This is a genomic window from Sorangium sp. So ce381 (genome assembly GCF_051473845.1).
In the GTDB taxonomy this organism is placed as follows: Bacteria; Myxococcota_A; Polyangia; order Polyangiales; family Polyangiaceae; genus Sorangium; species Sorangium atrum.
The window spans coordinates 488,783-507,364 of the sequence record NZ_CP150336.1 but is presented as its reverse complement, the minus strand read 5'-3'; the positions used below and the strand labels follow the sequence as shown (position 1 = coordinate 507,364).

Annotated in this window: 15 protein-coding genes and 1 tRNA gene; 2 read left to right on the top strand and 14 right to left on the bottom strand. The window is 72.9% G+C overall.

Annotated elements, in window-relative coordinates; all coding sequences use genetic code 11:
* Window position 1 precedes the first annotated feature (1 nt).
* A complete protein-coding gene (locus tag WMF29_RS01915; protein WP_437327205.1) occupies window positions 2-3,625 on the top strand; it encodes an AAA family ATPase in 3,624 nt (1,207 codons plus the stop codon).
* 64 nt (window positions 3,626-3,689) lie between these two features.
* Here the strand turns inward: WMF29_RS01915 and WMF29_RS01910 are convergent, their stop codons facing one another.
* The 3 genes from WMF29_RS01910 to WMF29_RS01900 all read right to left on the bottom strand — a co-directional run bounded on the left by WMF29_RS01910 (window position 3,690) and on the right by WMF29_RS01900 (window position 7,120).
* On the bottom strand, window positions 3,690-4,157 hold the full coding sequence (locus WMF29_RS01910) for a hypothetical protein (protein WP_437327204.1): 468 nt from the start codon (window positions 4,155-4,157) through the stop codon (window positions 3,690-3,692).
* Window positions 4,154-4,510, bottom strand: coding sequence for a c-type cytochrome (locus WMF29_RS01905; protein ID WP_437327203.1), 357 nt, complete (start codon window positions 4,508-4,510; stop codon window positions 4,154-4,156). The genes WMF29_RS01910 and WMF29_RS01905 overlap by 4 nt, the downstream gene beginning before the upstream one ends.
* Before the next feature lie 144 nt (window positions 4,511-4,654).
* Window positions 4,655-7,120: a penicillin-binding protein 1A gene (locus WMF29_RS01900; protein WP_437327202.1), complete on the bottom strand. Its 2,466-nt coding sequence runs from the start codon at window positions 7,118-7,120 to the stop codon at window positions 4,655-4,657.
* A gap of 300 nt (window positions 7,121-7,420) precedes the next feature.
* Here WMF29_RS01900 and WMF29_RS01895 point away from each other — a divergent pair, with 300 nt between their 5' ends.
* Window positions 7,421-7,771: an SET domain-containing protein gene (locus WMF29_RS01895; RefSeq protein WP_437327201.1), complete on the top strand. Its 351-nt coding sequence runs from the start codon at window positions 7,421-7,423 to the stop codon at window positions 7,769-7,771.
* A 214-nt stretch (window positions 7,772-7,985) separates the two neighbouring features.
* Here the strand turns inward: WMF29_RS01895 and WMF29_RS01890 are convergent.
* From WMF29_RS01890 to acpS, 11 genes are all read right to left on the bottom strand, one after another.
* Window positions 7,986-8,057 (bottom strand) — tRNA-Cys (locus WMF29_RS01890).
* A gap of 443 nt (window positions 8,058-8,500) precedes the next feature.
* On the bottom strand, window positions 8,501-9,214 hold the full coding sequence (locus tag WMF29_RS01885; protein WP_437327200.1) for a hypothetical protein: 714 nt from the start codon (window positions 9,212-9,214) through the stop codon (window positions 8,501-8,503).
* Between the two features lie 352 nt (window positions 9,215-9,566).
* Window positions 9,567-10,472: a sulfate ABC transporter permease subunit CysW gene (gene cysW / locus WMF29_RS01880; protein WP_437327199.1), complete on the bottom strand. Its 906-nt coding sequence runs from the start codon at window positions 10,470-10,472 to the stop codon at window positions 9,567-9,569.
* Entirely contained in the window at window positions 10,472-11,326 is an 855-nt protein-coding gene (gene cysT, locus WMF29_RS01875; RefSeq protein ID WP_437327198.1) for a sulfate ABC transporter permease subunit CysT, read from the bottom strand. Before cysT ends, cysW begins: the two co-directional genes overlap by 1 nt.
* 56 nt (window positions 11,327-11,382) lie before the next feature.
* Window positions 11,383-12,426, bottom strand: coding sequence for a sulfate ABC transporter substrate-binding protein (locus WMF29_RS01870; protein ID WP_437327197.1), 1,044 nt, complete (start codon window positions 12,424-12,426; stop codon window positions 11,383-11,385).
* 17 nt (window positions 12,427-12,443) lie between these two features.
* Entirely contained in the window at window positions 12,444-12,767 is a 324-nt protein-coding gene (locus WMF29_RS01865; RefSeq protein WP_272097438.1) for a DUF2325 domain-containing protein, read from the bottom strand.
* Between the two features lie 163 nt (window positions 12,768-12,930).
* Entirely contained in the window at window positions 12,931-13,605 is a 675-nt protein-coding gene (locus WMF29_RS01860; RefSeq protein ID WP_437327196.1) for a helix-turn-helix domain-containing protein, read from the bottom strand.
* Between the two features lie 59 nt (window positions 13,606-13,664).
* Window positions 13,665-15,008 (bottom strand): NAD(P)/FAD-dependent oxidoreductase, encoded by a 1,344-nt coding sequence (locus tag WMF29_RS01855; RefSeq protein ID WP_437327195.1) that lies wholly within the window; start codon window positions 15,006-15,008, stop codon window positions 13,665-13,667.
* Between the two features lie 217 nt (window positions 15,009-15,225).
* Entirely contained in the window at window positions 15,226-15,903 is a 678-nt protein-coding gene (locus tag WMF29_RS01850) for an RNA polymerase sigma factor (RefSeq protein WP_437327194.1), read from the bottom strand.
* A 258-nt stretch (window positions 15,904-16,161) separates the two neighbouring features.
* Window positions 16,162-17,955 carry an NAD(P)H-hydrate dehydratase gene (locus tag WMF29_RS01845; RefSeq protein ID WP_437327193.1) on the bottom strand — a complete coding sequence of 598 codons (1,794 nt, stop codon included), beginning with the start codon at window positions 17,953-17,955 and terminating at the stop codon, window positions 16,162-16,164.
* Entirely contained in the window at window positions 17,952-18,515 is a 564-nt protein-coding gene (acpS, locus tag WMF29_RS01840; protein ID WP_437327192.1) for a holo-ACP synthase, read from the bottom strand. Before acpS ends, WMF29_RS01845 begins: the two co-directional genes overlap by 4 nt.
* Window positions 18,516-18,582: the final 67 nt, after the last annotated feature.

Sequence of the window (18,582 nt, the reverse complement as noted above, 5' to 3'; positions counted from 1 at the left end):
CGTGCACTTCACGATCCCGCTCTTCGAACGGCGGACCACGAACGTCGAGTGCGTGACGCTCGGCCTCGGCCCGAGCACGCGCTCGCGGGAGGGGCGGCACTCGGAGCGCGTCCGGCGCCTGCTCACCGACGAGCTCAGGCCCGTCTTCGAGAAGGCGCGCGCGGCCGAGATCGCGCGCTTCGAGTTTCCTCGCGGCATCCGGCTCGAGAAGGTGCGCCTCGAGCTCACGCTCTCCGGCACCGCCGAGCGGCGCAAGGTGAGCGGGCTCTGCCCCGTCGTGCTCGAGCCGCGCTGGGCCTCGGAGCAGGAGCGCATCGTCTTCGCCTACCACCCCGCCCGCCAGGGCGAGGCCGCGCCGATCCGCGAGGATCTCCCGCTGGACGAGCAGCTCCGCGCGCTGTTCCAGGTCGCGTGGGCCGCGCTCGACGACGACGAGATCGCGCGGCTCTGGAGCCGGGGCAAGGAGCGCATCACGGCGCTGTCGTTCTCGTGCGCCCCGCGCTCGGCGCTCGCCGACCTGCCGGATCGACCGGGCGACGACGACACCGGCGCCGATCCGGCGTTCCGCTGGAAGAAGCGCCGGGGCCTCAAGGTCCTGCCGAGCCTCGGCGTGAGCCTCACGCAGCGCGCGGCCCAGGGCAACCTCGACGCGGGCGTGCCGCGATCGCCGCAGCGCGAGCAGCTCGCGCTGCTGCTCGGCGCGGGCAGGGCGCAGCCGGTCGTCGTCGTCGGCCCGCCGGGGTGCGGCAAGACGACCCTGATCCACCGGGCGGTGCTCGATCTGCTCGCGGCCGACGGGTACGGCGCGCACAAGAACCTCGACCGCGTCCGCGACGTCGTCGCCGTGAGCGGCCGCAGGCTCATCGCCGGGATGAGCCACCTCGGCGACTGGGAGAAGCGGTGCGTCGAGCTCGTCGAGGACGCGCGCAGCCGCGGCGCGATCCTCGTGATCGACGACCTCCACCACTTCGGCCGGATCGGCAGGTCGCGCGAGAGCGAGCGCTCGCTCGCCGACTTCTTCCGCGGCCCGCTCTCCCGCCGCGAGATCGTGATGGTCGGCGAGTGCTCCCCCGAGGCGTTCCGCCTCCTCGAGCAGGAGTCCCCGTCGTTCGCGGCCCTGTTCACGCCGCTCTTCCTCCCCGAGGCGACGCCCTCCGAGACGTTCCGCCTCATGGTGCGGGAGGTCCGCGCGCTCGAGCAGCGCCACGCCGCCCGCGTGAGCCCGTACGTGCTGCGGACGATCCTCGACCTCGGCGGCTCGCTCCTCTCGGCGCAGGCGCTGCCGGGCAAGGCCATCGACCTCCTGCGCGAGGTCGTCCGCGCGGGCGTGACGCCCTCGCCCTCCGGGGAGCCGGGGCCGGCGCGCGGCCACGCGCCGCGCCCTGTCGGCTCGCAGGACGTGCTGCGGCTCCTGTCGCAGAAGACCGGCGTACCGCGGCTCCTCCTGGGCGGCGACGAGCCGCTCGACGCCGGCGCGCTGGAGGAGGAGCTCGGCCGGCGGGTGATCGGCCAGCCGGAGGCCGTGCGCGCCGCCGCGGACCTCGTGGCGCGCATCAAGGCGGGCCTCGTGGATCCGCGGCGCCCGTACGGCGTGTACCTGTTCACCGGGCCGACGGGGACCGGCAAGACCGAGCTCGCCAGGTGCATGGCGGAGCTCATCTACGGCAGCGCGTCGCGCCTGCTCCGCTTCGACATGAGCGAGCAGAGCGGCCCGGACGCGCCGGCGCGGCTGGTCGGCGATCGCTACGCGCCCGACGGGCTCCTGACGCAGCGGGTGCGAGAGCAGCCGTTCTCGCTGGTGCTGCTCGACGAGATCGAGAAGGCGCACCCGTCGGTGCACGGCCTCTTGCTCCAGCTCTTCGAGGACGGGCGGCTCACGGACGCGGCGGCGAGGCCCGCGCACTTCCACCACGCGGTCGTGGTGATGACGTCCAACCTGGGCGCGCGGTCGCGCGCGCTGGTGGGCTTCGGCGGCGCGGGGCTGTCGGAGGCGCGGGCGCTCGCGATCGCGGAGGAGTCGGCCCAGGAGGTCGCGCGGGCGGTGCGCGACTTCTTCCCGCCGGAGCTGTTCAACCGGATCGATCGCGTCGTGCCGTTCCGGCCGCTGACGCCCGAGGTGGCGGTGCGGGTGGCCGAGAAGGAGCTCGACCGGCTGCTCGCTCGGCGCGGGCTCGCCGAGCGGAGCGCCTTCGTGCGCCGGGGCGCCGGCGTCGCCGAGCGGATCGCGCGCGAGGCGTTCGTTGCCGAGGACGGCGCCCGCTCGGTGAAGCGGTTCATCGAGGACGAGATCGGATCGCTGCTGAGCGACGCGCTCACCCGCGGCGCGCCCGCCGCGATGCAGGTGATCCGCATCTTCACGACCGCGCGCGGCGACGGCGCCGCGTCCCCCGGGTCGCTCGCGTCACCCGAGTCGCCCGCGTCACCCACGTTTGCGCTGCACCGCGAGGCGCTCGCGGAGGCCGAGCCCGCGGCCGCGGCGTGGGCCCTCGCGCCGCTCATGGCGAGGCCGCTCGGCGCGCTCACGGCGGAGCTCTCGCCGCTGCTCGAGTTCGTCGACGCCCTCGACCGGAGCGACGACCTCGCGCGCCTCTCCGAGCGGATCCGCTACCACCTCGCGGAGCACAGCCGGACCGCGGCGGAGGGGCCCGAGGCGCACGAGCACGCGGAGGCGGTCTACAACCTCGACGCCATGCGCGGCGCGATCCGGGCGTTCCGCGAGCGGATCGACCTCGTCCGGCGGCGGAGCGGCGACGACGACGAGCAGCAGCACCTCGACCTGGAGGTGCGGCGGTTCGGCTACGTGACGGTCGAGGACGAGTGGAGCCGCTCCAGGGTGCGCCTGTTCCACCGGCGCCAGCTGCCGGGCCCGCTGCGCCGGCCGGCGAAGCAGGAGGTCCTCGAGTGCATCGCGGAGGGCCACGCGCTCCGGCGCGCGCTCCGCAAGGTGGACGAGCCGGGCCAGCACGCGGTCCTCATCGAGCTGCTCCGCGCGGCGCGCTTCGACGAGAGGCCGGCCGGCGCGCGCGACGAGCCCGAGGAGGGGCTCTTCGAGGCGCTCGCGCGCGCCTACGGCGAGGCGGGGGGCGAGGTGGAGGGGTGGGCCTGCGCGCCCCTCTGCAGCGCGTCCGACGGCGACGGGCACGCGCGCGTGGTCGAGCAGGGCCGCGGGGCGGCGGGGCTCGAGGCGATGCTCGCCGCCCCCGGGCGCGGGGCCGAGCTCCTCGTCCTGAGCGTCGTGGGCCTGTGCGTGATGGACTTCTTCGATCTGGAGACGGGCGCCCACGTCTGGACGTCGCTCTCGCGCGGCCCCGAGGTGGTGCGGGTGCGCGTCCTGCCGGCTCGGCCGGGCCTCTCGCCGGCGGGCGCGGTCCGGGAGCACCTCGAGCTGCAGGCGGCGTTCGACGAGGCGGCGCGGCGCGGGCGCGCGCTCCCGCCGAACCCGGCCGAGCTCCTCCCGGTGGTGCGGCGGGTCCGGTTCGATCCGCCGCGCCGCCCGGGCGCCACCGCGCCGATCGAGATCGAGGACTACGTGATGGGGTACGCCGAGTCGTCGCTGGTGCGGAGCCTATCGCAGGCGCTGGCGCCGCTGTGGCTGCTCCGGATGAGCCGGGAGGACGTCGCGTAAGCCCGTAAGCCGGCGCGCCCCGGGCTGCTGCTCCGGGAACGCGCAGGCCGCGGTGGGCGGCCTCTCAGGGCACCCGGAAGAGCGGGCGACCGTACTCCATGAAGGGCCACGGGATGGCGGCGAGGATGACGAGCAGCGTGATGAGGACGCCGAGCGCCAGGCGCCGGTGCTGCGCGGTGGGGTCCGGGGCTCGTTTCACCCGGGCCCAGGCGACGTGGGCGACCGCCACCGCCACGATCATGGTGAAGATGTGCTCGACGGCGAAGAAGCGCAGCGCCGCGATGGGCATGGCGGCCTTCAGCGCGGCCAGCGACGTGGGCCTGAGCGGGCTGAGCGCGGTGTAGAGCAGGATGCCGAGGAGGAACTGGGCGTCGAGCGAGCCGACGAACGCCGCGCCGACCTTGCGATCCGCCGCCGTCCACGGCGCCCGCTGGACCCAGCCACGGACCGACCGCGCGAGCGCCAGGAGCCCGAGCAGCAGGACGACCCAGCGCAGCCACGAGTGCGCGACGAGGACGAACGAATAGATCATGGACCCTGCTTTCCGGCCGCGGTGCCGGCCTCGATGATGTACTGCGCGATGTCGGCGAGATCCGACTCCCGGACGCCGCGGAAGCTGGGCATCGGGGGGACGTCGGCGCGCTTGCGCCCCGGGGTCACGGCCCAGCGGACGATGCCCGCGGGATCGGCCCTGTAGAGCCCTGCGATCTCGCTGAGCGGAGGGCCGACCAGCTTGGAACTGGGGGCGTGGCACGCCGCGCAGAGGGTGGAGAACATGGCCTTGCCCTTCGCGGCCTGCGGCGAGAGCGCGACCGCCTCCTCGGCGGGCCTCTTGCACGCGGCCGCGAGCAGGAGCAGGGCGGCGAGGATCGGCGACCACTTCATGCGGGCGGCCCGGAACATAGCGCGCGCCGGCCCGCGTGGGGCCGGCGTCGCGCTGCGAGGATCACCAGGGCGCCGCGCGCCCGGCCAGCCCTAGCTGGCGACCGCGGCGCAGGGCGCCGGGGAAGCGCGGTCGCGTCACGACGGTCACTGCGTCTTGAAGAGGTCCAGGATCCCCTGCCCGATCGCGGCCGGGTCCGGCACCGCGACGCCGGTCGGCTCGGTGCCCTCGAGGAACACCTCTTCCACCGCGCCCTCCTGGCCAGGGAACGCCGGCATCCCGCTCTCCGGGTCGATCGGGAGGCGCACGATCCCGAGCGGCTCCGGGAAGTCGGTCGCCGGCCGCCCCGCGTGCGCCTTCTCCATGAACGCGATGAACGCCGGCAGGGCGGCGCTGCTGCCCACCTCGCGCGCGCCGAGCGTCGTGGCGTCGTCGAAGCCGGTCCACACGGCGCACGCGATATCGGTCGAGTAGCCCACGAACCACGCGTCCCTCGCGTCGTTCGTCGTCCCGGTCTTGCCAGCGATCGGCCGGCGCAGCGAGAGCGCCTGCTTTGCCGTGCCGACCTTCACGACCGAGGTGAGCAGGTCCGTCGTGATGTACGCCTCCGCCGCGGTCATCACCGGGCGCGGCGGGGGCCGCGCCGGCAGGGGCAGCGCCTCGCCGCGCGGGCCCGTGATCCTCGTCACGAGGACGGGCTCCTGGTACGCGCCGCCCGCGGCGAACGTCGCGTAGGCGGCCGCCATCTCGCGCGGGGTCACCTCGTAGGAGCCGAGCGCGAGGGACAGGTCCGCGCCGAGCTTCGACGCGATCCCGAGCTCCCGCGCCCACGCGACCACGCCCTCGGGGCCGACGTCCCGGAGCGCCGACACAGCGGCCACGTTCACGCTGTGGGCGAGCGCCTCGCGCAGGCGCTTCGGGCTCTGCCCTTCGCTCTCGTCGTAGTTGCCGGGCCGATAGCCCTCGAGCGCCGCCGGGTCGGTCTCGAGCATCGACGCGGCCGTGAGCTTGCGCGAATGGATGCCGTAGCCGTAGACGATCGCCTTGAAGGTCGATCCTGGCTGGCGGTGCGCGTTGCTCGCCCGATCGAGGCCGCCGCGCGCGCCCTCGTAGCCGCCGGCGAGCGCGACGATCTCGCGCGTGCGCGCGTCGATCGCGACGAGCGCCCCCTGCGGGCCGAGGTCGAGCCGGAGCTTGCCGGCCTCGGGGCCGCCCTCGAAGCGCACGCGCAGCACCTTGCCGACCTCGGCGAAGCGGCTCGGCGGGAGCCCGCGCGGGTTGTACCGGCGCTCCTTGCGCAGATCGACGGTGCCCTGCGCCGTGCCGACGCGGACGGCCAGCGTCCCGCGCGCGTCGTCGGCGCCGGTCACCGCGCCGAGGTAGGCGCGGCCCGCGTCCTTGGGCGCGCCCTGGAAGGGCGCCGGATCCCCCTTGGCGCGGGTGAACGGCGCGACGAGCCCGTGCCGCGCGGCGTAGGCGTCGAGGTTCTGGCGCACCGCCGCGCGCGCCGCGGCCTGCATCTTCGGGTCGATCGACGTCACGACCGTGTAGCCGCCGTACCTCGCGTCGGGCCCGACGGCCTTCCGCAGCGCGCGCTCGGCCTCGGCGAGGACCTCGGGCGCGAGCTCGTCCAGGTGCTCCGGCTCGGGCGCGAGGTGGATCGGCTCCGCGAGCGCCGCGTCGATCTGCGCCGCGGGCAGGAAGCGCTTCTCGCGCATCTGACCGAGCACGAAGGCGCGGCGCTTCTCGGCGCGCTCCTTGTTCACGCGCGGCGAGTAGATGGAGGGTCCCTTCACGAGGCCCGCGAGGAGCGCCGCCTCGGCCAGCGTGACCTGACGGACGCTCTTGCCGAAGTAGAACCGCGCCGCCTCCTCGACCCCGTAGCGCCCGTGCCCGAAGTAGATGTGGTTCAGGTAGAGCTCGAGGATCTGGTCCTTCGTGAGCTCCTGCTCGATGCGGCGCGCGAGGAGGAGCTCGCGCATCTTCCGGTCCAGCGTGCGCTCGTGCGTGAGCAGCACGTTCTTCACGACCTGCTGGGTGATCGTGCTGCCGCCCTGGCGCGCCTCCGCCGAGCGCAGATTGACGATCAGCGCGCGGAGCATGCCCAGGTAATTGAGGCCGTCGTGTTTGTAGAACCTGGCGTCCTCGGCCGCGAGCGCCGCGAGGCTCATCACCGGCGGGATCTCGATGACGGGCACGAGCGTCCGGCGCTCCACGAAGAGCTCGCCGATGACGGTGCCGTCGCGCGCGAGGAACCGCGTCACCTGCGGCGGGTTGTAGCTCTTGAGCTCCTCGGTGGTCGGCAGGTCGCGCTCGTAGTGATGGACGACGAGGAAGAAGGCGACCACGGCGACAGTAAGAAGGCAGGCGAGGGCGATCGCGAGCCGCTTTCCCCAGCGGAGGAGCAGCGCGCGGGGCGGCAGCTTGGGCCGCGGCGCGCGAGGCTCCCGCCGCAAGAGCGCGCCCTGCGCCGCTCGCAAGAGCGCGCCGAGCGCCGCTCGCACACGCTCGGCCGCGGACCGCGGCGGGGACCAGAGCCGCGTCGGCGCGCGCTCGCTCGGCGAGGGGCCTGAGCCATCGGCGCCACCGTCATCGGGGAGCGTACGTTCCACGGGTGCGGCCCGATCGCTCGATGCGTCGGGCGGTACGGCGGGCTTTCGCGGGAGATCCGAGGCCATGCGTCAGCGCGCCGGAATCACCAGCCTCCTCGCGGCGGTGAGCCAATCCAGCCACGCCACAATATCACGAGCCCGGGCATCGACGCGCGGGCCTCATGGCCGCCGGCGTCCGAGTCGTGGAGCGCAAAATTTTTGGTGCGGGCATCAGCCCATGGCAGGCTGCGGCGAGACCTGGAGAAGAGGCGAGAGGCGGCGCGCCGCGCCCTCGCCGGCCCGATCGATAACGCCGTGCCCATGACGAAGCTCAAGATTGGCTCAAGTGGAGAGAGGGGTCTCGGCGTCTTCGCGTGCGGCCTCATCGCGAAGGACGAGACAGTCGAACGTGTGCCGGTGATCGTGCTCCCGGATCCGCAGTGGGAGCTGCTCGAGCAGACGGCGCTCCACGCGTATTACTTCCTCTGGGGAGAGGACGCGGCGGCGATCCCGACCGGGCTCGGGATGCTGTACAACCACTCCCCCGAGCCAAACGCAAAGGTCATCCGGCACCTCGAGTCGAGGGAGATGGAGATCGTCGCCGTGCGCGACATCCATCCAGGCGAAGAGGTGACGTTCCGCTACGAGTCCGTCTGGTTCCCTCTGAAGTAATCTCTTCCGAGGTGCTCCATGGCGGGGCGCACCTTCGTGCGTCACGGGCTCATCGGCGCCGTTCGGCTCGATCCATTGGATCCAGAACCGTGGCGCACGAAGTATCGCCGCTGCCCGCTGCGACAACTCTCGGACGTCGATCGAGGCGTCGTGGTGCGCGATGCTGGGCACCGTCGCATGCCACCGGCAGAGTCGAACTGTGACGTCCGTGCGGAGGTGAGGACGGGATTCGAACCCGCGTATAACGGTTTTGCAAACCGTTGCCTAACCACTTGGCTACCTCACCGACTGTTCGAAGCGGCGGGTGGTCATGCCTCATCTCCGCCCGGCTGTCAACGCCTTTGGTGCCCCCGTCTCCATTCACGCGGCCGAGCCGCCTCTTCCGCCAGCGCTCCGCCGCGCTCGTTCAGGCGCCGTTCCCGCTCTGTCTTCCAGCTTCCAGCTTCCAGCTCCCTCCGTCCCGATCCTGGAGCCGGCGGAGGGGGGGAGGGGGAGCGCACGGCGCGCGCTGGGGACGGGCCGCTGTCCGAGCGACTCTGCGCCTGCGTTCACCTCGCTTCGCGAGGTGAACGCAGGCGCCCACGCGAGTTCGGCGGGGCCCCAGCGCGCGCCGTGCGCTCCCCCTCCCCCCCTCCGCCGGCCGCTGCCCCTTGGAGAGGGCCTCCACGCGTTCCCCCGCAGCCCTCCAGAACCCCCGCACCGCACCGCGCCGCGGCGCCGCCCCGCCGATTACTGTTCGCGCCCGCCGCGCCGCGTCCTTCTCGCGCGCGGCACCCTCTCCCGCCCCCCCAGGGCTCGCCCGATGTAGCTGGCCATGTAGACCGCCCGCCGCGTCGCCTGGAGCAGCCCGCGCGGCACGATCCCCTTCCCCGTCTGGAACGGGTTGAAGCGGAGGGCGCGCTGGTCGATGTCCACCGGCTCGTACAGCTCCATATCGGCCACTGCCATCCACCGCGCGCGCGAGCCCCGTCGCCTCACCTCGAGGCGCATCAGCGCGAGCCCCGCCGCAGCGGCGCGCTCCAGCTTCTCCCGGCGGTTGCCTTTCACCACCGACGCGCGCAGCGGCACCAGGCGGAACTCCGCGCGACCGAGGCCGGCCACGTCGAACCGCGCCAGCGCGTAGTAGTCGTTGTCCAGGAAATCGTGCCTCTTCGTCGTGAAGAGCGCGAACGGGAGCAGCCAGAATCGGCGCGCGCTCACGAAGAGGAGATCCTGATCGCCGGCGCTCGCGACCGGCGTCACCTCTTCGCTGGTCCGGAAGCGCACCGCGACCCCCAGCACCTCCGGACGGCGCTCGCCCTTGCCGTCCCGCCACCGCCATATCCCGCCCGAGAGCCGCACGAGCGCCGGCCCCGCAAGCCGCTGCGCCAGCGCGCCGACCTCGCCCTCCGCCGCGAGCGCCTTCACCCCGGCGCAGTAGACCACGCCGTCGGGATGGAACAACCTCGCTCTCCGGATGAAGCTGCCTCCCAAGGCGATGGGAGACAGCGCTCCGCCGATCACACGCCCAACCGCTTCCAAGAACCGCATGGTGACCCCTCCCTCGAACCTGGAGCGCCGGGGGCCAATCGCAAGTTGGGCGCAGCCCGACAGCGGCCCTCCCGCGGCGCTCACCCGGGTCGAGGCGTCGAGATCCGCTGTTCTCCGCGCGCGCTCCGTTCTCCCGCGCAACGGCGATTCCAGGGAAGCACCGTGTCCCCGGCGCTCCCTCTCATGCCGCTCGCGCCGAGTCCTCCAGCGGCCCTCGCTCCTCCGCGCACGCCCTGTCCCGCGCGAGCGCCGGACAGCGCGCGCGTCACCCCGCGCCGGCCTTCGCCGCCGGGTCGATCGCCGGAGCGGCGTCTCGCTCCGCCCGGTACTCGATAAGGCGCTTCGCCACGAGCGTCAGGAGCGCGAGCAGGACGAGCAGCGAGGCGACGGCGAACGCCGCCGAGAAGTGGAACTCGTTGTAGAGCACCTCGACGTGCAGCGGCATGGTGTTGGTCTGCCCACGGATATGCCCCGAGACGACCGACACCGCGCCGAACTCGCCCATCGCCCGCGCGTTGCAGAGCACCACGCCGTAGAGCAGGCCCCACTTCGCGTTGGGGAGGGTGATGCGGAAGAACATGCTCCACCCGCTCGCGCCGAGCGACAGCGCCGCGTGCTCCTCGTCGGCCCCCTGGCTCTCCAGGAACGGGATGAGCTCGCGCGCGACGAACGGGAACGTCACGAACGTCGTCGCGAGGATGATGCCCGGACGATCGAAGATGACCCGGAGGTCGTGCTCGATGAGCCAGGGGCCGAGCACCCCTTGCGCCCCGAAGAGCAGGACGAAGATCATGCCGGAGATCACCGGCGAGACCGCGAACGGCAGATCGATGAGCGTGACGAGCAGGCTCTTTCCCGTGAACTCGAAGCGCGCGATCGCCCAGGCCGCGGCCACGCCGAAGACGAGGTTGAGCGGCACGGCGATGATCGCGGTCGTGAGCGTCAGCTCGATGGCGGCCACGGCGTCCGGCGCGGTGATCGCCCGCCAGTACCCCGCGAGGCCGTCCTTCAACGCCTCGATGAACACCGACACGACCGGCAGGAACAGGAAGAACCCGAGGAACGCGAGCGCCAGCGCCGTCAGCGCCCAGCGCACCAGCGGGGGCTCGGACGTCGCGCCGCGCACCGCCCCGCGCGACCTGACCCGCAGCTTGCCCGCCGCCCCAGCCATTACGACGCGACCCCGGGCGCGCTGTCCCCCGCGGGCCGCTCGGACGCAGGCTTGGGCGCTTCGACAGGGCTCCGCGACGACACGCGCGCACCGCTCCAGGACTGGAGTCGGTTGATGAGGAAGAGGAGCACGAAGGAGCAGAGCAGCATCACGAGCGCGAGCGCCGTCGCGCCCGCGTAGTCGTACTGCTCGAGCTTGGTCATGATGACGAGCGGCGTGATCTCGGTCTTGAGCGGCATGTTCCCGGAGATGAACACGACCGACCCGTACTCGCCGAACGCCCTCGCGAACGACATCGCGAACCCGGTGAGGATCGATGGCCAGAGCGCGGGCAGGAGGATGCGACGGAAGATCTCGAATCGGCCCGCGCCGAGCGACGCCGCCGCCTCTTCCTGGTCGACCTCGAGCTCCTCCATCACCGGCTGGACGGTCCGAACGACGAACGGGAGCCCCACGAAGGTGAGCGCGATGACGACGCCCAGGCGGCTGAACGCGCTCTGGATCCCGAGCGGGTACAGGAACCGACCGACCCACCCCTGCTGCGCATAGATGGCCGTGAGCGCGATGCCGCCGACCGCCGTCGGCAGCGCGAAGGGCAGGTCGACGAGCGCGTCGACGATCGATTTGCCCGGAAAGCTGTAGCGCACGAGCACCCACGCCACGAGGACGCCGAAGACCGCGTTGATGCCCGCCGCGATGAGCGACGCGGAGAAGCTCATCTTCAAGGAGGCGACGGCGCGCGGCGAGGTCACCACCGCCCAGATCTCGGCGGGCTGGAGCGTCGCCGTCTTGAGGAAGATCATCGACAGCGGGACAAGCACGAGCACCGACAGGTACGTTACCGTAATCCCCATCGCCAGCCCGAAGCCGGGCAGAACGCTCTGTCGCCGCCAGAGGAGAGCCACGAAGTCTACTTACCGGCCTGGTAGATCTGGTCGAAGACGCCGCCGTCGGAGAAATGCGCCTTCTGGGCTTTTTGCCACCCGCCGAACACGTCGTCAATCGAGAAGAGCGCGACCTTCTGGAAGACCCCCTCCGACTCGGCCGCCGCGAGGATCGCCGGGTTGCGCGGGCGATAGAAGTGCTTCACCGCGATGCGCTGCCCCTCCTCCGTGGAGAGGAAGGCGAGGTATGCCTCCGCCGCGGCCCTCGTCCCGCGCCTGTCGACCACCTTGTCGACCACCGCGACAGGCGGCTCGGCGAGGATGCTGATCGACGGCACGATCACCTCGAGCTTGTCCTTGCCGTTCTGCCCGCTCTGCTTCACCGCGAGCAGCGCCTCGTTCTCCCAGGCGATCAGGACGTCGCCGAGCCCACGCTCGACGAACGTCGTGGTCGAGCCGCGCGCCCCCGTGTCGAGGACGGGCACGTTCTTGAAGAGTCGGCCGACGAAATCCTTCGCCTTCGCCTCGTCGCCGCCCGCCCGCTTCAGCTCGTACCCCCACGCGGCGAGGTAGTTCCACCGCGCCCCGCCGGAGGTCTTGGGGTTCGGGGTGATGACCGCCACGCCCTCCTTCACGAGATCGTCCCAGTCCTTGATGCCCTTGGGGTTGCCCTTGCGCACCAGAAAGACAATGGTCGACGTGTAAGGAGCGCTGTTGTCCTTGAGGCGCGCCTGCCATCCCTCCTTGATCAACCCGGCGGACGCGACCGCATCGACATCGTAGGCGAGCGCGAGCGTGACCACGTCCGCCTCGAGCCCGTCGATCACCGACCGGGCCTGCTTGCCCGAGCCGCCGTGTGATTGCTTGATGGTGACGTCCTGTCCGCTCTGTTCCTTCCAGCGCTTCGCGAAGGCGGCGTTCACCTCTTCATAGAGCTCACGCGTGGGGTCGTACGAGACGTTCAGTATCTGCAGCGACCCCGACTTCGAGGCGCCGGCCGCATCGCCCTTCGAGCACGCCGAGAGCGCCAGCGCCAGCACACAACAAAGCATCGTCATCAAGCATCGCATCGATCGTCCCTACTCCCTCATCCAGCCGCGAGATACCGCGATTCCCGCTGCGCGAGCGCGTCGAGCAGCTGCTGGAAGCGCGAGGCGCCGCAGCGCCGGGCCATGAACGCCGCGCGGCCGAGCTTCTGGCAGAGCTTCTTGGCGAGGAGCACACCGCCGTGGCTGTTCACGTCGGTCAGCACGATGACGAGATCGGCCCGCTCGATGGCCGCCCGCAGCTCGGCCGCCCCGCGGCCGCCCGTGTTGCCCGTGTGAAACTCCAGATGGTGCCCCGCCTGCAGGGCCATCCGCTCCAGCTGAGCCTGGTTGCGATCCAACCCACCAATCCAGGTGATCCGCATCGCTCCGCCTCCTTGCTCCTCGCAGCGGGTGACCGCCGCTATAACGGACATATCTCACGCTAAAGCAGAGGACGCAAGGGAGTTCTGCCAAAATAACGGAGGACATGTCTTGGATACCGGAGGGACACGAGGCCGGTGGGGTCCGGAAATGCGGCCGGGCTACCTACCCGCGCGAGCCGTAGGTCATGACGAGGTACATGACGGCCTCGGAGCTGCCCGGGTTGCGGTAGCTGTGCGGGCTGTCGGCCTCGAACAGGATGGCGTCGCCGGTCTCGAGCAGGCGCCGCTCGCCGGCCACGGTGATCTCCACCGAGCCCTCGGTGACGATCAGGTTCTCCGCGGTGCCCGGGGCGTGCGCGTCGGCGTGCTCGACCGAGCGCGGCGCGAGGCGGAGCTCGTAGAACTCCACGTTGCGCGGCCGGTCCATCGGGAAGAGCGCCCGGGAAGAGAAGTCGCCGTTGCGCGAGCGCAGGATGCGCGCTTGCGAGGCCTGCATCACGGTCGTGACGGGCGAGGTCGCCTGGCTCATCAGCGCCGAGAAGGGGACCCCGAGGGCGCGCGCGATCTTCCAGAGGACGTTGATGGTCGGCGTGCTCTGGCCCAGCTCGATCTGCCCGAGCATCGCCCGGCTCACCCCGGACGCCTTCGCCAGGCGCTCGAGCGAGAGGCCGCGCTCGGCCCGGAACCGCTTCAGGTTGGAGGCGACGACCGGCGTGAGGTCCGACGCATCGTCGAACGCCGGGTCGTCCCCGCCAGGCTCGCTCGCCGGGGGCGGGGGTGGGGACGGCGGCTCGGCAGCCGCCGATCGCGCGGGGGTCTGGGCTCTGCGTGCCTTCACTGGACGCGTATCCGCCATGGTGGAGGGCGCGCGTCAAGCAAGCGGGGGGAAAGGCGCGCTCAGGGGCCGCTGGAGACGGCCTCCGCCGCCGGACTCGCGGCCGACGGGCGACGCAGCGAAGGCGCGGGCGCCGCCAGGAGCACCGGCGAGGTATGGCCGGTGATGAGGCGGGCGCCGCGCTTGAAGGTGATGTACTGCCACATCCACGCGAACATGACGGTGAAGCGGTTCCTGAAGCCGATAAGGAACAGCACGTGGACGGCCAGCCAGGCGAGCCACGCCAGCGTGCCCGACATCTGCAGGCGCCCGACCTTCGCGATGGCGCGCGAGCGGCCGATGGTCGCCATCGTCCCCTTGTCGAGGTAGGCGAACTGCCCGCGCGGGCGGCCCTCAAGGTCGCCGAGGATGCAGCGCGCGACGAAGCGCCCCTCCTGGATCGCGGCGGGGCTGAGGCCGGGCACATCGACGCCGTTCCGGTCGCGGAGCATGGCCATATCGCCGATCGCGAAGACGTTCGGGTGCCCGGGGAGCGAGCAGTCCGGCCCGACCTTCACGCGGCCGACGCGATCGAGCTCGACGCCGAGCGCGTGCGCGAGCGGGGTGCCGCGGACCCCCGCTGCCCAGATGACGGTCGCGGCGCGGAGGCGCTCGCCGTCCTCGAACTCCACCCCCTGCTCGTCGATGCGGCGGAAGCGGCGCCCCTTGATGACCTCGACCCCGAGGGACGTGAGCTGCTCCTCGGCGCTCGCAGAGAGGCCCTCCGGGAAGGCCTGGAGGATGCGGGCGCCGATCTCGACGAGCAGCACCCGCGAGAGCGAGGGGTCGAGGGAGCGGAAGTCGCGCGCGAGGATGTAGCGCGCGAGCTCGGCGAAGGCGCCGGCCATCTCGACGCCCGTGGCGCCGCCGCCGATGACGACGAACGTGAGCAGCCGCCGCCGCGCTGCGGGGTCCTCCTCGCGCTCGGCGGCCTCGAAGGCGAGCAGCATGCGCTCGCGGATGGTGAGCGCCTCGTCGAGGTTCTTGAGCGCCGGCGCGAACCGGGCCCACTCCTCGTGGCCAAAGTAGTTGTTCGTCGCGCCGACCGCGAGGATCAGGAAGTCGTAGTCCAGCGGGTCGCCGTCGACGGAGACGCGCCGGCCGGCGAGGTCCACGCCCGTCACCTCGCCGAGCAGGACCCGGACGTTGCGCTGGCGCGACAGGACCGATCGGATCGGGACCGCGATGTCGGCCGGCGAGAGGCTGGCCGTCGCCACCTGATAGAGCAGCGGCTGGAACAGGTGATGATTGGTCCTGTCGATGAGGGTGACCCGGACGGGCGCGTCACGGAGCGCCTTTGCCGCGTTCAGGCCGCCGAACCCTCCGCCGACGATCACGACGTGGGGCTCTCTCGCGGTCGTTGCCATGGTGCCTCCTGGCGAGGAACGCTTCCTCGGTGGCACGACGATGGTAGGGGGCGCAGATCACCGCGGCAAGCAGGCGCAGCGCGCGAGCGCGGCAGGCAGGCGCGGCGCGCAGGCGGCCGAAAGAGCCCTCGTTGCGGCGGCGAATCGGGCCGCAGCGGCGCAGCGCAGGAGCGGCGTGACGCCGGTCGCGGGCGACGGAGATCGCCGCCGCGATGGCTCATGCCGCCGCGGCCTTCACGTCGCTCCTCGCCTCGGTCTTGGCGCCCGGCGCTTCGCCCTGCAGCACCTCGGCGAGCAGCTTCCGGCCGCGGTGCAGGCGGCTCATGACGGTGCCGACCGGGACGCCCAGCCGCGTCGCTGCGTCCTTGTAAGACAGCTCCTCGAGATCCACGAGCACCAGGGTGTCACGGAAGGTCGGCGGGAGCGTCGCGAGCGCGCGCCGCACGCCGGGCGAGAGGGCGTGCACGTCGGCGCAGCGCTCCGGCGCGGTCCACGCGCACGGGTCGCTCGCGAGCACGTCGAGGGCGTTGCGCTCGCGGCGGCTGCGCCGGCAGCGGGTGATGAAGACGCTGAAGAGGATCTGGTGCACCCACGCCCGCAGGTTGGTCCCGGGCTCGTAGCTCCCCGCAAACCGGATCGCGCGCTCCACCGTGTCCTGCACGAGGTCCTCGGCCGTCGCGGGCGTCCGGGAGAGCCGCAGCGCGCGGCCGAAGAGCTCCGGTGTCATTTCGACAAGGCCCCGGAGCAGCTCGTCGGCCGCTCCCCGCGAGCCCTCTCCTGGCGCCGTCCGCGCCGCGCCGAAGGACGGCCCGCGCCCGAGCGCGCGCGTCGCGCCGGGCGACGGCGGCGCTGGGTTCGAGGACCGGGCGGGGGCATGAGCGGCGTGGACGAGCATGGCGGGACCTCCTGTCGTACCGGCACTGGCAAGGCAGGTGCCACCGCGCGGACCTCGCGAAGGCCGCGAATCACGCTGAACGGCGCGGGCGGAGACACGCGCGCGCGTGTCAAATCGACAGCAGGGAGAACGGGCGCGCCAGGGTGGCGAGCCGCCCCGCGGCGCGCCCGGCCCGGCGGCCCCACCCGCGCGGGCGCCTGGCCGGGCGTCCCGCGGAGCGGGCGCCGGGCGGGGCGTCCCGCGGAGCAGGCGCTCGCGTCACGTCGAGAGCGGGTCGCTCCCGGCGGCCAGCGCGGCGATCAGGCCCGGGACCAGCTCGGCGATCTCGCCCGCGAGCAGCCCCCGATCGCTGCCCGTCTGCGCGCGCCACACATCCCCGGCGAGCGCGTGGATCAGCACCCCGGCGCTCGCCGCGGCGGAGGGATCCATCGAGCACAGGAGGGCCGCGATCATCCCGGTCAGGACGTCGCCCGAGCCGGCGGTGGCGAGCGCGGGGTTGCCCGCCATGCAGATGAACATGCGGCCGTCCGGGAGCGCGATGACCGTGCGCGCCCCCTTCAGCACGACGATCGCCCGGGTGAGCGCCACGGCCTCGCGCACCGCGCCGAAGCGGTCCTCCTCGACGGCCCGAGCGCTCCGGCCCAGGAGCCGCCCGAGCTCGCCGGAGTGCGGCGTCATGATGAGGCTCCCGCGCGCGGTCGCGAGCGCCTCCGGGCGGCCCACGAAGTGCGTCAGCGCGTCCGCGTCGACGACCTTCAGGCCGTCCCAGCCGAGCACGACGTGATCCACCGCGGCCCGCGCCCGCTCGTCGAGGCCGAGGCCCGGGCCGATGGCGACCGCCCGCCGCCCGGCGAGCGCGCCGTCGAGCGACGCCGCGATGCGGGCCGGATCGATCGAGGTCGTCATCAGCTCCACGACGCGCGACTCCATTGCGCGCGCCGTGTCGGCCCAGGTGCAGATCGTCACGAGGCCCGCGCCCGTCCGCATCGCCGCGCGCGCGGTCAGCAGCGCGGCGCCGAGCTTGCCCGACGAGCCGGCGATGACGAGCACGTTGCCCGCCTGGTGCTTGTAGACGCTCGCCTCGCGCGGGCGCAGCGACGAGCCGATCGTCTCCTTGCGGAGGACCTCCGCGACGTATCCCACCTGCGCGAGGATCGGCCGGTCCGGGACCCCGAGATCGACGACGTGGACGTTGCCCGCGAGCCGCGCGCCCTCGGGCGTGAGCAGGCCGATCTTGAGGTGGCCGAAGGTGACGGTCTCGTCGGCCTGCACCGCGGCGCCGAGCGGCGCGCCGCTGTCGGCGTCGAGGCCCGAGGGCACGTCGAGCGCGATGCAGAGGCAGGTCGCCGTGTTGAGGACGCCGATGACGTCGGCGAGGTGGCCCTCGATGGGGCGGTCCAGGCCCGTGCCGAAGATCGCGTCGACGACGAGGTCGGCCTCCGCGAGCGCGACCTCGAGCGGGGCGAGGGACGCGCCCGGGGGGAGCTCGGTCAGCGCGCCGCCGAGATCCACGTACGCGTCGTGGTTGATGCGGCTGTCGCCGGTGACCTTCTCGGACCGGGCGGCGAGGAAGACCTGGACCTCCGCGCCGCGGGCGAGGAGGTGGCGCGCCACGACGAAGCCGTCGCCGCCGTTGTTGCCAGCCCCGCAGACGACGACGACGCGGGCGTGGAGGGGGTACGTCGCGGGCTGCCCCGGGCTCGGGACATGCCGCACCGGGAACGATCGGATGCGCGCGGCGCGGGCCTCCTCGGCGTCGCGGCGGCCGTTCGGCGGCGGGACGCTCCCGGGGCGGCCCCGGAGACCCGCCCCGGAGGGCAACGTCGCCGGCCAGAACGCCCGCGCGGGCGAAAGGCCGGACGCGGGCAGGCGCGGCGCGCGGTGCGCGGCGTCGCCGGGCTGCCCGGCGCTCCGCCCCTCGATGATCGCCGAGATCACGTCGGCGGCGCCGCGGCCGGCGTTCTCCATGAGGACAACGCCGGGGACGTGGCACTGGTGGATCGCGTGTTTGTCGAAGGCGCGCATCTGCGCGCGCGATAGGACCGGAATCACGAGCGCTCTTTCCCTTCGTCGTCCAGGCTGGATCGGCTCTCGCCGTCCTCGTCCGCTTCGGTCGGGGATCGGCTCTCGCCGTCCTCGTCTGCTTCGGTCGGGGATCGGCTCTCGCCGTCCTCGTCTGCTTCGGTCGGGGATCGGCTCTCGCCGTCCTCGTCTGCTTCGGTCGGGGATCGGCTCTCGCCGTCCCCTTCCAGGATAGCCACCGCCGCCGCCACGCCTGCGTCATGCGTGATCGACAGGTGGACCCGCCGGACGCCCATGCGCTCGGCGAGCGCGCGTGCTGGCCCGTGGAGCGCCATCGTCGGCGGCATGCGCGGCGCGCCGCGCACCTCCAGGTGGTGCCAGCCGACGCCCGGCGCGCCGGCCATCGCCTTCACCACGGCCTCCTTCGCGGCGAAGCGGCCCGCGAGCGCCGTCGCCCGGTCCACGCGGTGCGCGAGCGAGCGGCGCTCCGGCTCGGACAGCACCCGCTCCCAGAACCGCTCGCCCCACCGCGCGAGCGCCTCCTCCATGCGTCCGATGCCGCACACGTCGATGCCGATGCCGAGGATCACGTGCCCCCCTCGCTCGACCGGGCGTCCGGGCCGGCGGCCGGCGGTTGCACGGCGCCTCCGCAGGCGA

What these genes read in the sequence shown, in the direction of transcription:
- WMF29_RS01910 (WP_437327204.1), bottom strand. Translation starts at nt 4,157, where the DNA reads ATGATCTATTCGTTCGTCCTCGTCGCGCACTCGTGGCTGCGCTGGGTC.
- WMF29_RS01905 (WP_437327203.1), bottom strand. Translation starts at nt 4,510, where the DNA reads ATGAAGTGGTCGCCGATCCTCGCCGCCCTGCTCCTGCTCGCGGCCGCG.
- WMF29_RS01895 (WP_437327201.1), top strand. Translation starts at nt 7,421, where the DNA reads ATGACGAAGCTCAAGATTGGCTCAAGTGGAGAGAGGGGTCTCGGCGTC.
- cysW (WP_437327199.1), bottom strand. Translation starts at nt 10,472, where the DNA reads ATGGCTGGGGCGGCGGGCAAGCTGCGGGTCAGGTCGCGCGGGGCGGTG.
- cysT (WP_437327198.1), bottom strand. Translation starts at nt 11,326, where the DNA reads ATGGGGATTACGGTAACGTACCTGTCGGTGCTCGTGCTTGTCCCGCTG.
- WMF29_RS01870 (WP_437327197.1), bottom strand. Translation starts at nt 12,426, where the DNA reads ATGCGATGCTTGATGACGATGCTTTGTTGTGTGCTGGCGCTGGCGCTC.
- WMF29_RS01865 (WP_272097438.1), bottom strand. Translation starts at nt 12,767, where the DNA reads ATGCGGATCACCTGGATTGGTGGGTTGGATCGCAACCAGGCTCAGCTG.
- WMF29_RS01855 (WP_437327195.1), bottom strand. Translation starts at nt 15,008, where the DNA reads ATGGCAACGACCGCGAGAGAGCCCCACGTCGTGATCGTCGGCGGAGGG.
- WMF29_RS01850 (WP_437327194.1), bottom strand. Translation starts at nt 15,903, where the DNA reads ATGCTCGTCCACGCCGCTCATGCCCCCGCCCGGTCCTCGAACCCAGCG.